Here is a 12,208-nt window from a genome sequence, read left to right as displayed (position 1 = left end):
GCGGCGCGCCGAGGTTCGGGGTGTGCACAGTCGTCAGCTGATCGATCCGGAGACCACGTTTGGTCAGGCACAGCGCCAGATCCAGATCCGAATTCGGCCACCCGTGATCACTTTTGTTTATCGGTCGGTGCGCCGATGAACATACAGATCTGTATGTAAGTGTAGAATCGCCGGAATGACCAGGTCCGAAGCGCCCAAGCAGCAGCGCCGCACGCAGGAACAGCGCAGTAGTGAGATGCGCACGCGGCTGCTCGATGCCACCATCGACTGCCTGGTCGAATACGGATATGCGGGGACGACGACGCCGCGGGTCGCCGAGCGGGCCGGGGTCACCCGCGGGGCCCAGGTGCACCACTTCGGGTCCAAGACCGATCTGGTGGTCGCGGCGATCAGCCATCTGGCGCAGCTGCGCGCGGAGACCGCGATGCGGGAGATGTCCAGGGTCCAGGGCGGCGGCGATCCGGTCGGGGCGGCCCTGGACTTTCTCTGGGAGCTACATCAAGGGCCGCTGTTCATCGCAACCGCCGAGCTGTGGGTGGCGGGCCGGACCGATCCGGTACTCGCCTCGGCCATGGAGAAGGTCGAGCCGTTCGTCAATAACGCGGTGCTGATGGCGGTCGCCCGATTCGTCCCGGATGAGATGCGGCGCAAGGAAGCCCGCGATTTCGTCTACACCGCGATGGATGCACTGCGTGGAATCCTGGTCTCCAACTTCATCGATCCGGATTCCGAACGGGCGCACCGGCGTTGGCGGCGGGCATCGGTGCATCTGCGGGAGATCGCGACCACCGCGCTGGTTGCGCGACCGCTGCTGCGGCCCGCTGAATAGCTAACGGCCATAGGGCTTTTCGACCCGTCATCCTGCCGACGTCTAAGTGCGGCGCGCGCCGAAGCTCCGGACTCCTTTGGCGATATCTTCAGCAGATACTTGTCGACCGCGATATCCGTTGCGGCGGTGACGATTCACGCGATGCCGAAGTTGGTGTAGAAGCTCACGATCTCGTTCGGCAACGCCCCTGTGCGCCGCGCGGATTCGCGATCAGGTATGCGAGAAACAGGCGGCGTCTGCCCGTCGCTTATCGCGTCGATCGCTGGGCGCGTCGCCTCTGCGCTTGATGTCCCGCACATCAACTTGCCCCTTGGTGGATGGCGCAATGTTCGCTACCCGCGGCATGTTGCTCCTGATCGCACTGAGCTGGGAGTTCTCTTATCTATCGGGTCGGATCGCCTCGAACTCTTGCAGGCTTACATACAGCTCTGTATGTTTGTTTCTGTTCGATCCGGTTGAGATCGGCCACTGCGGGCTGCCGACTTCGGCGCACGGTCGCACCGGGTCAGGTACTACGTGAGGAGTTCGATGGCGAACAAGGTCTACGTCGTGGGCGTCGGCATGACGAAGTTCGAGAAGCCGGGCCGCCGTAAGAACGAGGACGGCAGCGCTTGGGACTACCCGGATATGGCACGGGAATCGGGTACCAAGGCACTCGCCGACGCCGGGATCGACTATCGCGAAGTCGAGCAGGCCTACGTCGGTTATGTCTACGGCGAATCCACCTCCGGACAGCGCGCTGTCTACGAACTGGGTATGACCGGCATTCCGGTGGTCAATGTCAATAACAACTGCTCGACCGGATCCACCGCGCTTTTCCTTGCGGCACAGGCGATTCGGGGCGGTTTGGCCGATTGCACGCTGGCATTGGGCTTCGAGAAGATGCAGCCGGGCTCGCTCGGTTCCACCTGGGACGATCGCGAACAGCCGATGGCCAAGCATGTCATGGCGCTCGCGGAGATCTCCGAGGTGCTTTTCCCGGTGGCGCCGTGGATGTTCGGCGCGGCCGGGCGCGAGCATATGAAGCAGTACGGCACCACCGCGGAGCATTTCGCGAAGATCGGCTACAAGAACCACAAGCATTCGGTGAACAACCCGTATTCGCAGTTCCAGGACGCGTATTCGCTCGATGACATCCTGGCCTCGCGGATGATCTACGACCCGCTCACCAAGCTGCAGTGTTCGCCGACCTCGGACGGTTCGGGCGCGATCGTGCTGGCCGGCGAGGAATTCGTGAATTCGCACGACCTCGCCGCCCAAGCGGTGGAGATCGTCGGCCAGGCGATGACCACCGACTTCGCCTCCACCTTCGACAACACCGCCAAGAACCTGATCGGCTACGACATGAATGTCCGAGCCGCACAGCAGGTCTACCGGCAGGCGGGCCTCGGTCCGGAGGACTTCCAGGTCATCGAGCTGCACGACTGCTTCTCCGCCAACGAACTGCTGCTCTACGAGGCCCTCGGACTCTGCGGCGAGGGTGAGGCCGGAAAGCTGATCGACGACAACCAGACCACCTACGGCGGCAAGTGGGTCGTGAACCCCTCCGGCGGGTTGATCTCGAAGGGACATCCTTTGGGCGCAACGGGTTTGGCGCAGTGCTCCGAACTCACCTGGCAGCTGCGCGGTACCGCGGACAAGCGTCAGGTCGACAACGTCACCGCCGCGTTGCAGCACAATATCGGCCTCGGCGGCGCTGCGGTCGTCACGGCTTACCAGCGGGCGGACCGCTGATCGCCGCGAAAGCCGTAATGCAGCAACGACATTCATTCGACGAGGAGTAACTCATGGGCCATATCGAAGCCACCAAGGACGTCAACGCCACCCCCGACGCGCTCTGGGCGGTCGTCTCCGACCCGCAGACCTGGGACAAGTGGTTCACCATCCACGAGCGCTTCATGGAGGAGCCGCCCGCTACCTTGTCCGAGGGGGCCAAGCTGGTCGCGAAGATTGTCATGCTCGGCATGGCGAACAAGCTGGAATGGACCGTCGTCGCGGTCGAGCAGCCGAGCAAGCTCACCCTCGGCGGCACCGGAATGGCCGGGGTGAAGACCGAATTCACCTTCGATATCCAGCCCAAGGGCGATGGCGGCAGCACGATCCTGGTCTCGGGTGACTTCGAGGGCGCGCTGATCAAGGGCGCACTCGGCAAGGCGGTCGAGAAGGACGGTCTCAAGCAGCTGGACCGGTCACTCGAACAGCTCGACGCCCTGGCCTCGGCCTGATAAGGGGCGGGTGATGACAGCGGAGGCCGCCGCGGCGCGGCCGGTGGAGTTCGACGACAGCGGACTCGAGACCTGGTGTGACGACGAACGTTTCGAGGTCACCGGGGAGCGGGTCGCCGAATACGCCGCCGCGACCAATGATCCGATCGAGGCGCATCTGGCGGGCAAGGTCGCCTCGCCGATCTTCGGCATCGTCCCGGTGTTCGAGGCCATGATGATGCCGGTGATCGATGTCGCGCCGATGGACATCTTCGGCCGAGTCGTACATGGGGAGCAGGATTTCCACTTCTACCGCGCGATCCTGCCGGGCGACCGGCTGGTCTCGCGGGCCAAGGCTGTCGGCTATGCCAGCCGTTCGAACGGCAGCACCATCACCATTCTCGTCGAATGCCGCACCGAGGCAGGGGAATTGGTGAACGAGCAGTATCTGACCGCCTTCTTCCGCAATATCGATGCGGGCAAGACGGTGGGCGTCGCTGCTCCGGCGCACAAATTCGACGAGAACCTGCGGGCGAAGGAGCCGGTCGCGGTGGTGCCGCAGCATGTCGATCTCGATCAGACCTACCGCTATTCGCCCGCTTCCGGTGATCCGGTGCCGCTGCATCTGGACGAGCAGGTCGCCAAGGATGCGGGTCTGCCCGGGATCATCGCGCACGGTCTGTGCACGATGGCCTTCGCATCGTGGGCCGTGCTCACCGAGGTCGCGGGCTCGGATGTCAACCGGCTGAAGCGATTCGCGGTGCGCTTCGCCAAGTTGGTTTTCCCCGGTGACGACCTGGAGACCCGGATCTGGCGGGTGGGCTCCGAAAACGGTGTCACCACATATGCCTTCGAGACCGTCCGCGGCGAAGACGTCGTCCTGAGCGACGGTCTCGCCGAAGTCGCCGACCAACTACCAAACTGAGGAGCCATGTAGATGGGTGCATTGGAAGGACGGGTCGCCGTCATCACCGGCGCCGGGCGCGGCATCGGGCGTGAGCACGCGCTGCTGTTCGCCCGCGAAGGTGCCGCGGTCGTCGTGAACGACCTCGGTGGCAGCAATGCCGGTGCGGGTTCCGATGTCGGTCCGGCCCAGGAGGTCGTGAACGAGATCATCGCCGCGGGCGGCAAGGCGGTAGCCAACACCGATGACATCGCCACCTGGGATGGTGCGGGGAGCGTTGTCGCCCAGGCGATTTCGGAGCTCGGTGGCCTCGATATCGTGGTCAACAACGCGGGCATTCTGCGGGACGCCTTCATCGCGGGTATGGACGAGGCGCAGTGGGATGCGGTGATCGCCGTACATCTCAAGGGCCACGCCGCGGTGCTGCATCACGCGGCCGCGTACTGGAAGGCGCAGAGCAAGGCGGGCAACCAGCCGAATGCCACGGTGATCAATACCGCGTCCGCCTCCGGAACGACCATCCCGAATGCGGGTCAGGCAAACTACGGCGCGGCCAAGGCCGCGATCGCCGCGTTGACCCTGGTCGCGGCCGATGAGCTCGCGCGCTACGGCGTCCGGGTCAATGCCATCGCGCCGATCGCACGCACCCGGCTCACCCTGGCCACGCCCGGTATGGGCGAGATGATGGCCGCCGAGGCCGCGGCGATCGAGGACGGCGATTTCGACGCATTCAGCCCGGCCAATATTTCTCCGCTGGTCGCCTACCTGGCATCGGAAAAGTGCCCGATCACCGGCAAGGTTTTCGCGGTCCAGGGCGGCGCCATCTCGGAGCTGGCAGGCTGGCATGACGTGAAGACCATCGAGACCGACGGCGCCTGGCTCATCGACGATATCGCCGCTCGGCTGCCTTGATCTCGCGGGAACGTTAGGAGAACGACGATGTTCGAATGGTCCGAAACCGACGAGATGATCCGCGAGGCGGTGCGCACCTTCATCGATAAGGAGGTCCGCCCGCACCTCGACGCGCTGGAGAGCGGTGAGCTCACCCCCTACCCGATCATCCGGAAGTTGTTCAGCGACTTCGGAATCGATGCGATGGGTGGCGAGGCGGTCCAGCGGCTGCTCGCCAAGGAACGCAAGAAGGCGGAGGCGCTGGCGGCGGGCGAGCCGCTGCCCGAGAAGTCCGAAAAGTCTTCCGGCGGTAGCCCGTTCGCCGGTCAAGAATCACTGATGGCGGTGCTGATCGGGGAGCTGTCCGGCGTCTGTATGGGTCTGGTCACCGCGATGGGTGTCAGCATCAGTCTCGGCGCGACCACCATCCTCTCGCGCGGCACGCTCGCGCAGAAGCAGCGGTGGCTTCCCGATATCGTCACCATGAAAAAGGTTGCGTCATGGGCGATTACCGAGCCCGACTCGGGTTCGGACGCATTCGGCGGCATGAAGACCTACGTCAAGCGCGACGGCGAGGACTACATCCTCAACGGGCAGAAGACCTTCATCACGAATGGTCCGTTCGCCGATGTGATGATCGTCTACGCGAAGCTCGACGAGGGCGACGGCGGCGATAAGCGGGAGCGCAAGGTGCTCACCTTCGTGCTCGACACGGGCATGGACGGCCTCACCCAGGGCAAGCCGTTCAAGAAGATGGGCCTGCACGCCTCACCGACCGGTGAATTGTTCTTCGACAATGTGCGCCTGGGGCGCGACCGGCTGCTCGGCGAGACCGAGGAGCACAAGGGCGGCGACGGCCGGGAAAGCGCCCGCTCCAGCTTCACCGCCGAACGCATCGGTGTCGGTTTCATGGCGCTCGGCATCATCAACGAATGTCACCGGCTGTGCCTGGACTACGCCAAGAGCCGCAAGCTGTGGGGCCAGGAGATCGGCCGCTTCCAGTTGGTGCAGCTCAAGCTGGCCAAGATGGAGATCGCCCGGATCAATGTGCAGAACATGGTCTTCAATACCCTCGAGCGCGGCAAGGCGGGTAAGCCGCCGACCCTCGCCGAGGCCTCGGCCATGAAGCTCTACGCCTCCGAGGCCGCCACCGAGGTAGCCATGGACGCGGTCCAACTCTTCGGCGGCAACGGTTACATGACCGAGTACCGGGTCGAGCAACTGGCGCGGGACGCCAAGTCGCTGATGATCTACGCGGGCAGCAATGAAATCCAGGTGACCCACATAGCCAAGGGCCTACTCGCCCAGTAGCGCGAACGGCACATGCCCGTGACCACCGGCACAGCACGTGTGCGGCGGTAACGGCATGTGCCGTGTTTCAGACCGCGCGCAAGTGTGTGCGGCTGGCGTAGATGTGTTCGGCTATCAGGGTCGCGATGCGGTCCGGAGCTTCGAGCATGGGCACGTGCCCGACGCCGTTGACGAGGATGCGGTCGGCGGAGTCGGGCAATTCCTGCAGGAAGCGGCGGGCGTACACGCGGTTGGGGATGATCCGGTCGTATTCGGCCATCAGCAGGCGCACCGGGGTCGGGAGGTTGGACAGGTCTTCCAGCGCGGGAGCGCGCACAGTGCCCAGGATCAACGGGATCATGGCATCGCAGTGCAGTGCGGCGGTGATCACGGCGGCGATATCGCGGCGCGCGACCGCAGCGGCATTCTTGCTCAGCAGCAGGAGTGCGAAGCGTTGCGCGATCGGATTGTTGATCGCGAATCCGCCGAGCCGCTTACCCACCTCGACGATCGGCACCAATGACAGGAATTTCGCGCCGACACGGAACTGGATGAGCGACGGCGATTGCCAACCGCCCGCCGGTGCGATGGCGGTCAGGGTGCGGGCCCGGCCCCGTCGGGCCAGTTCGAAGCCGACCCAGGCGCCGAGCGAATTGCCCGCGATATGGCAGGTACGCCAGCCGAGTTCGTCGAGTTGATCCTCGATCCGGTCGGCGAGGGCATGGACGTCGGTAGACCAGCCGTCGATCGGTTCGCCACCCCAGTGGCCCGCGAAGGCGGGGGCGAACACCTCGCAATGCGCGGAAAGTCGCAGCGCAACCTGTTCCCAACAGTGCGGCGAAAGCATGAACCCGTGCAGCAGTAGGACCGGATCACCGGATCCGATATGCAGCGCTTTGATCGGGGCGGGGGAGTTGGTGGTGCCTGACTTCATCGTCAATCACCCCTTCCTGGACTTCGATGTCCCGGGGGAGTTCTTCTGACCAGCATTGTACGGTCGTCAGGTGCCTTATATCATCTCGTCGATCAATGTGAACGGGGTCCGGGCGGCGACGGGCAAGACGGGCAAGGGGATGCTCGAGTGGCTGGCGGTCACCGAAGCCGACATCATCTGCCTGCAGGAGACTCGGGCCACCGATGAGCAGACCCGCGCCGCGCTCGCGCCCGCATTGGATGCGGGCTGGTATCTGACGCATGCGGAGCCGGGATCGAAGGGGCGGGCCGGGGTCGGCATTCTGTCCCGTCGCGAACCCCGGGCCGTGCGCATCGGGCTGGGCCGCTGGCACGACGGAACCTGGCATCCCAGCGCCGAGTTCGCCGGTACCGGACGCTATGTCGAGGCCGAATTCGATGAATTGACCGTGGCCAGCGTGTATGTGCACACCGGTGAGGCGGATACGCCGATGCAGGACGAGAAGTACCGCTTCCTCGACGAGATCGGCGCTCATATGCGGGCGCAGACCAGCGATTTCGTGATCTGCGGCGACTGGAATGTCGCGCATACCGAACTCGATATCAAGAACTGGAAGGGCAACCTGAAGAACTCCGGATTCCTGCCACAGGAGCGGGCCTGGATCGATGGCATGCTCGCCGCCGGATACGTGGACGTGGTGCGCAATCTGCATCCCGGTGTCGCGGGCCCGTACAGCTGGTGGTCCTACCGTGGCCGCGCCTACGACAACGATGCGGGCTGGCGCATCGACTACCACCTGGCCCGCGGCGAGGTGGCAGGCCGGGCGAAGCAGGCCGTGGTCGAACGCGCCGCCACCTATGCCGAGCGTTGGTCCGACCACGCGCCGGTCACGGTGCAATACCGATAAAGTTCCCGACAAAGATGATTCGCGACATGGCAGTGCTGGAGATCGGGATCGCATGAATATTTCCTCGAAGCGGGTTCGCGCCTTCGCCGCGCTCGGTGTGGCCCTACTGGCCTTGGTGATCGCACTGCTCGCGTCACGCGGCGGCGGGGACAGCAACCCGACCGCGGCCTCGGTCACCTCCACAACTCGCAGCGCAAGCGTGGCGGTTCCGGCGCGCGGCCCGGATGTGACCACCACGTCCACTGTTCGAGCCCCCGGCGTGCCGGACCGCGCCTACGCGACTCTTGTCGAAATCGACGCGGGCCGCTGGCCGGATTCGGCGAACGCATCCGGCACCAAGGGCGGTGAGCGCTGGATGAACCGCGGGGGCACCCTGCCCGCCAAGGATTCGGCGGGCAAAGCCATCACCTACCAGGAATGGGATGTGAACCCGAAGCAGCCCAACCGTTCCCGCGACGCCGAACGCATCGTCACGGGCAGCGACGGTTCCGCCTGGTACACCGGTGACCACTACGACACCTTCACGAGGATGCGCTGATGACAGTTCCGTTATCGCAGTTCCTTGCCCGCCCCGAGGCCCCGCGGCCCACCGACGCGCCGCCTTCGGCGCCGACCGCCGTTATCGGTGCCCTTCCCGTCGACGCCCCGACACTCAGCGGCGTGCGCTACGACGCACCCGTCGACTACGCGGTGCGTGAACTGCGCGGGCGCAAAATGCGCACCACCGCAGGCGTTTTCGACGAATTCGCGGCAGCGTTCCAATTTCCGTACTACTTCGGCGCGAACAAGGACGCCTTCGACGAATGCCTGCGCGATCTCGATGATTTCGTCGGCCCCGCCGCCGGATACGTTGCCGTGATCCGCGATTCGGCCGATCTGCTGATCGACGAACTGGAAGAACGCACGTGGTTCACCGAAGCCATGCGCGATGCCGCCGACTACTGGTCCACAAAGGGCCTGGCCTTCCGCGTCGTCCTCCAGGGCGAACCACCCGCCCCAGACATCGTCCGCCTGAGTCCGTAGCGTCGAGGACAGTCGAATGGTTGCTGTCAGGCTCTCGGGGAACAACCATTCGACTACCGTCGACGCCGTGTGATGCGGGTGGGTCAGGTGAGGCGGCGGGCGAGGTCCTCGCCGAGGAGGACGAAGACGTCGGTGGTGTGGTCGATCAGTTGATCGCGGGTTAGTGGGAGGTCGTTCTGTAGCCAGGCGGTGAGGGTCTGGACCAGGCCGCCGACCAGGTAGGTGGCGCGAAAGTCGATGGTGGGATCGGGATTCGGGTCGGTGATGCCGTAGAAGTCGATGCCCTCGGCGGCGACGATGCGTGCGAATACCCGCACCGTCTGGTTTGTGCGGGCGCGCAACTCCGGCGTCGCCATGCCCGCGACCAGCGCGACGTGCGCCTTGCGCGGATCGTCGGTGAGCAGATGAATGCCCGCGGAGATCGCGGCGTGCGCCTTGGCGCGGGTATCAGGCGGTGCGGTCTGCAACGCGCCGATGATCGCCCCGGCCAGTTCCTCCGCGATCCGATCGATGAGCGCGGCCAGCACCGCATCGCGGCTGTCGAAGCTTTCGTAGTAGTAGCGCTCGTTCAGTCCGGCCTGTGCGCACAGCCCGGAGACGGTGAGCTTGGCGATGCCCTGGGTGCCGATGATCTCTAGTGCGGCATCGAGCAGCGCCGCGCGTCGCTGGGCGCGGCGCTCGTCAGCAGAGACGCCGCCGTAGGTGCGTTTCGCAGGCCCGGTCGTCCTCCGGCCACCACCCGCTGTGGAGTCGCTGGGCGATGTTGGCCTACTCGCTCTGCGATCGCTGTTGCTTGCCGAGTCGCCTGGCGAATCTGGCCTGCTCGTCCTCCGGCCACCACCCGCTGTGGAGTCGCTGGGCGATGTTGGCCCACTCGCCCTGCGATCGCTGTTGCTTACCGAGTCGCTGGGCGACGCCGACTTACTCGTCGTCCGGCCACCAACGTCCGCCGCTCGACCACCACCCCGCACGGAACCGCTTCGCGATGCAGTCATATCGCGATTCTGGCACGGGTGTGGTTGCGGCCGACCGGATCGTGATCCAGTTCGGTCGCGGCCAGATCCGGGACGGACACAATCTGGCGGAGACTATTGCCAGATTACGTATTCTGGGGGATTCTATTGCCAGATGCTGTTGATCCCGGCATACGGGATGACCGGTCACGATGCCCGACGGCACGCGCTCAACGAGGAGGCAGCGATGTCCCAGCCCGGCTACTTCGCCGATAATTCGATGGCCCGACGGGTCATGAGCAAGCGCGCGGTGGGGCTCACCTATGGCCAGCGCGCCCTGGTGATCGGCGCGGTCAATCCGCTGCTGTATGTCGGAACCGCCGAGAACACCGAGCATCGGATGACCCCGTACTCGCGACTCGCGTTGACCGGCAAGCTCTTCGAGGCCGTCTTCCTCGGCAGCAAGGACGAGGCGGATCGCGCGCTCGCCTTCACCACGAAGAGGCACGCGAAGGTCGTCGGGGAACTGCCCGAGGAGGCGGGTCCGCACCATCCGGCGGGCACCGGTTACTCCGCGTTCGACCCGCATCTGATGTACATGACCATGGCCTTCGCCTTCGACTCGGCCGAGGTGATGCACGATCTGCTGGTCCGCCCGCTGACCGACGGCGAGCGTGAGGGCCTGTACCAGGACTACGTCCGCTGGGGCGAGCTGTTCGGCATGCCGCGCGAGGCCGCGCCCGGCAGCTACCCGCTGTTCCGCAAATCCTTCGACGACTACCTCGCCTCGGACGAGCTGTTCCTCACCGATGAGGCCAGGCTGGTCGGTTCGTATCTGGCCGGTCAGCGCGTGCCCTATCCGCAGCGCGGGCCGATGCGTCAGGTCGTCGATGCGTTCTACCTGCTGGTGCAGGGCAGTCTGCCGTCGCGCATCCGCGATATGTACGGGATGCGCTGGGGGCTGCCCGAGCAAATCGCGTTCCGCGCGCTCGCCCAGGGCGTGCGCACCGCGCATATCGCACCGCCGCTGGTTCCGCCGGTACTGCGCGGGACACTGGCCGGTCCGAGCGCGCCGGTCTACAAGCTGTTGTCCAAGCGGGAACGCGAACTGCACAGCACCGGCCGCCCGAGCATGCCCGGTGTCGACCCACGCAACTGGGCGGCGCGCAATTCCGCATGACGCGCATGCGAAGATCGGGACATGTCCAGTCCTGCTCAGACGAACCCGGCCGCTGAACGCAAACAGCGGGTGCTGTCCGGGATCCAGCCCACCAGCGCGTCCTTCCATCTCGGCAACTACCTTGGCGCGCTGCAGTACTGGGTGACCATGCAGGACGACTACGACGCCCTCTACTTCATCCCGGATATGCACGCGATCACCGTGTCGCAGGATCCGAAGGAACTGCGCAGGCGCACCAAGGCGGCGGCCGCACAGCTGCTCGCGCTCGGCATCGACCCTAAGCGCTCCACGCTCTTCGTGCAGAGCCAGGTGCCCGAGCATGCCGAGCTGACCTGGGTGCTCAGCTGCATCACCGGATTCGGCGAGGCCAGCCGGATGACCCAGTTCAAGGACAAGTCGGTCAAACAGGGCGCGGAGAACGCCAGCGTCGGACTGTTCACCTATCCGGTGCTGATGGCCGCGGACATCCTGCTCTACCGTGCGCATCAAGTACCGGTCGGCGAGGATCAGCGCCAGCATCTGGAGCTGACCCGAAATCTGGCCCAGCGCTTCAATACTCGGTTCAAGAAGACCTTCGTGGTGCCGGAGGCGCATATCGTCAAGGGCACCGCGAAGATCTACGACCTGCAGGATCCGACGTCGAAGATGAGCAAGTCGGCCTCCACCGACGCCGGTCTGATCAATCTGCTCGACGATCCGAAGATCACCGCCAAGAAGATTCGCTCCGCGGTCACCGATACCGAGCGCGAGATCCGCTACGACCCGGAAAACAAGGCGGGTGTCAGCAATCTGCTGGTGATCCTCAGTTCGCTCAGTGGCACCCCGATCGTCACGCTGGAACGCGACTATGCCGGTAAGGGTTACGGCGATCTGAAGTCCGACGTCGCCGACGCGCTGGTCGAATTTGTCACCCCGCTGCAGGCGAAGGTGGAAGAGTATTTGGCAGATCAGGGCGAACTCGACCGCATCCTCGACGCAGGTGCCGAGCGGGCGCGCGAGATAGCCGGCAACACTCTGGCGCAGGTTTACGACCGGGTGGGGTTTTTGGCTCGCTAGCCGGGGAATACCGCTAGCGACCGCTTGTCGACCATCACCGCGCGGTCTCTGTTTAAGG

The 12,208-nt window shown here is 64.9% G+C and carries 13 protein-coding genes; 11 read left to right on the top strand and 2 right to left on the bottom strand.

The window, feature by feature from the left end:
• The first annotated feature begins 175 nt into the window (after nt 1-175).
• The 6 genes from ACZ60G_RS24130 to ACZ60G_RS24105 all read left to right on the top strand — a co-directional run bounded on the left by ACZ60G_RS24130 (nt 176) and on the right by ACZ60G_RS24105 (nt 6,139).
• On the top strand, nt 176-829 hold the full coding sequence (locus tag ACZ60G_RS24130; protein ID WP_465812450.1) for a TetR/AcrR family transcriptional regulator: 654 nt from the start codon (nt 176-178) through the stop codon (nt 827-829).
• 528 nt (nt 830-1,357) lie between these two features.
• Entirely contained in the window at nt 1,358-2,563 is a 1,206-nt protein-coding gene (locus ACZ60G_RS24125; protein ID WP_465812448.1) for a lipid-transfer protein, read from the top strand.
• A 53-nt stretch (nt 2,564-2,616) separates the two neighbouring features.
• Entirely contained in the window at nt 2,617-3,054 is a 438-nt protein-coding gene (locus ACZ60G_RS24120) for a type II toxin-antitoxin system Rv0910 family toxin (RefSeq protein ID WP_465812446.1), read from the top strand.
• 13 nt (nt 3,055-3,067) lie between these two features.
• Nucleotides 3,068-3,958: a MaoC/PaaZ C-terminal domain-containing protein gene (locus ACZ60G_RS24115; protein WP_465812444.1), complete on the top strand. Its 891-nt coding sequence runs from the start codon at nt 3,068-3,070 to the stop codon at nt 3,956-3,958.
• 12 nt (nt 3,959-3,970) lie between these two features.
• A complete protein-coding gene (locus ACZ60G_RS24110; protein WP_465812442.1) occupies nt 3,971-4,849 on the top strand; it encodes an SDR family oxidoreductase in 879 nt (292 codons plus the stop codon).
• Between the two features lie 27 nt (nt 4,850-4,876).
• Nucleotides 4,877-6,139: an acyl-CoA dehydrogenase family protein gene (locus ACZ60G_RS24105; protein ID WP_465812440.1), complete on the top strand. Its 1,263-nt coding sequence runs from the start codon at nt 4,877-4,879 to the stop codon at nt 6,137-6,139.
• Nucleotides 6,140-6,206: 67 nt separating this feature from the next.
• Here ACZ60G_RS24105 and ACZ60G_RS24100 read toward each other — a convergent pair whose 3' ends face one another.
• Nucleotides 6,207-7,052, bottom strand: a complete 846-nt coding sequence (locus ACZ60G_RS24100) for an alpha/beta fold hydrolase (protein WP_387293891.1) — start codon at nt 7,050-7,052, stop codon at nt 6,207-6,209.
• 70 nt (nt 7,053-7,122) lie between these two features.
• Here ACZ60G_RS24100 and ACZ60G_RS24095 point away from each other — a divergent pair, with 70 nt between their 5' ends.
• The 3 genes from ACZ60G_RS24095 to ACZ60G_RS24085 are packed head-to-tail and all read left to right on the top strand — an operon-like array spanning nt 7,123 to nt 8,961.
• Complete coding sequence (locus tag ACZ60G_RS24095; protein ID WP_465812438.1) at nt 7,123-7,938, top strand: exodeoxyribonuclease III; 816 nt, start codon at nt 7,123-7,125, stop codon at nt 7,936-7,938.
• Nucleotides 7,939-7,990: 52 nt separating this feature from the next.
• Nucleotides 7,991-8,476, top strand: coding sequence for a guanyl-specific ribonuclease (locus ACZ60G_RS24090; RefSeq protein WP_465812436.1), 486 nt, complete (start codon nt 7,991-7,993; stop codon nt 8,474-8,476).
• Nucleotides 8,476-8,961, top strand: a complete 486-nt coding sequence (locus ACZ60G_RS24085; RefSeq protein WP_465812434.1) for a barstar family protein — start codon at nt 8,476-8,478, stop codon at nt 8,959-8,961. Before ACZ60G_RS24090 ends, ACZ60G_RS24085 begins: the two co-directional genes overlap by 1 nt.
• 83 nt (nt 8,962-9,044) lie before the next feature.
• On the opposite strand, the gene ACZ60G_RS24080 is transcribed toward ACZ60G_RS24085, so the two are convergent.
• The gene (locus ACZ60G_RS24080) at nt 9,045-9,956 is read right to left on the bottom strand and encodes a TetR/AcrR family transcriptional regulator (RefSeq protein ID WP_465812433.1); all 912 of its coding nucleotides are present in this window, start codon (nt 9,954-9,956) and stop codon (nt 9,045-9,047) included.
• 133 nt (nt 9,957-10,089) lie between these two features.
• Between ACZ60G_RS24080 and ACZ60G_RS24075 the strand changes: the two genes are divergently transcribed.
• Together ACZ60G_RS24075 and trpS are read left to right on the top strand one after the other, a co-directional pair.
• Nucleotides 10,090-11,094, top strand: coding sequence for an oxygenase MpaB family protein (locus ACZ60G_RS24075; RefSeq protein ID WP_465812431.1), 1,005 nt, complete (start codon nt 10,090-10,092; stop codon nt 11,092-11,094).
• A 21-nt stretch (nt 11,095-11,115) separates the two neighbouring features.
• Nucleotides 11,116-12,150 carry a tryptophan--tRNA ligase gene (gene trpS / locus ACZ60G_RS24070; protein WP_465812429.1) on the top strand — a complete coding sequence of 345 codons (1,035 nt, stop codon included), beginning with the start codon at nt 11,116-11,118 and terminating at the stop codon, nt 12,148-12,150.
• Nucleotides 12,151-12,208 lie beyond the last annotated feature (58 nt).

The sequence above is a fragment of the Nocardia sp. NPDC102475 genome, assembly GCF_055584605.1.
This window is presented reverse-complemented; position numbering and strand designations above follow the sequence as displayed.

What these genes read in the sequence shown, in the direction of transcription:
- ACZ60G_RS24130 (WP_465812450.1), top strand. Translation starts at nt 176, where the DNA reads ATGACCAGGTCCGAAGCGCCCAAGCAGCAGCGCCGCACGCAGGAACAG.
- ACZ60G_RS24125 (WP_465812448.1), top strand. Translation starts at nt 1,358, where the DNA reads ATGGCGAACAAGGTCTACGTCGTGGGCGTCGGCATGACGAAGTTCGAG.
- ACZ60G_RS24120 (WP_465812446.1), top strand. Translation starts at nt 2,617, where the DNA reads ATGGGCCATATCGAAGCCACCAAGGACGTCAACGCCACCCCCGACGCG.
- ACZ60G_RS24115 (WP_465812444.1), top strand. Translation starts at nt 3,068, where the DNA reads ATGACAGCGGAGGCCGCCGCGGCGCGGCCGGTGGAGTTCGACGACAGC.
- ACZ60G_RS24110 (WP_465812442.1), top strand. Translation starts at nt 3,971, where the DNA reads ATGGGTGCATTGGAAGGACGGGTCGCCGTCATCACCGGCGCCGGGCGC.
- ACZ60G_RS24105 (WP_465812440.1), top strand. Translation starts at nt 4,877, where the DNA reads ATGTTCGAATGGTCCGAAACCGACGAGATGATCCGCGAGGCGGTGCGC.
- ACZ60G_RS24100 (WP_387293891.1), bottom strand. Translation starts at nt 7,052, where the DNA reads ATGAAGTCAGGCACCACCAACTCCCCCGCCCCGATCAAAGCGCTGCAT.
- ACZ60G_RS24090 (WP_465812436.1), top strand. Translation starts at nt 7,991, where the DNA reads ATGAATATTTCCTCGAAGCGGGTTCGCGCCTTCGCCGCGCTCGGTGTG.
- ACZ60G_RS24085 (WP_465812434.1), top strand. Translation starts at nt 8,476, where the DNA reads ATGACAGTTCCGTTATCGCAGTTCCTTGCCCGCCCCGAGGCCCCGCGG.
- ACZ60G_RS24080 (WP_465812433.1), bottom strand. Translation starts at nt 9,956, where the DNA reads ATGACTGCATCGCGAAGCGGTTCCGTGCGGGGTGGTGGTCGAGCGGCG.
- ACZ60G_RS24075 (WP_465812431.1), top strand. Translation starts at nt 10,090, where the DNA reads ATGCTGTTGATCCCGGCATACGGGATGACCGGTCACGATGCCCGACGG.
- trpS (WP_465812429.1), top strand. Translation starts at nt 11,116, where the DNA reads ATGTCCAGTCCTGCTCAGACGAACCCGGCCGCTGAACGCAAACAGCGG.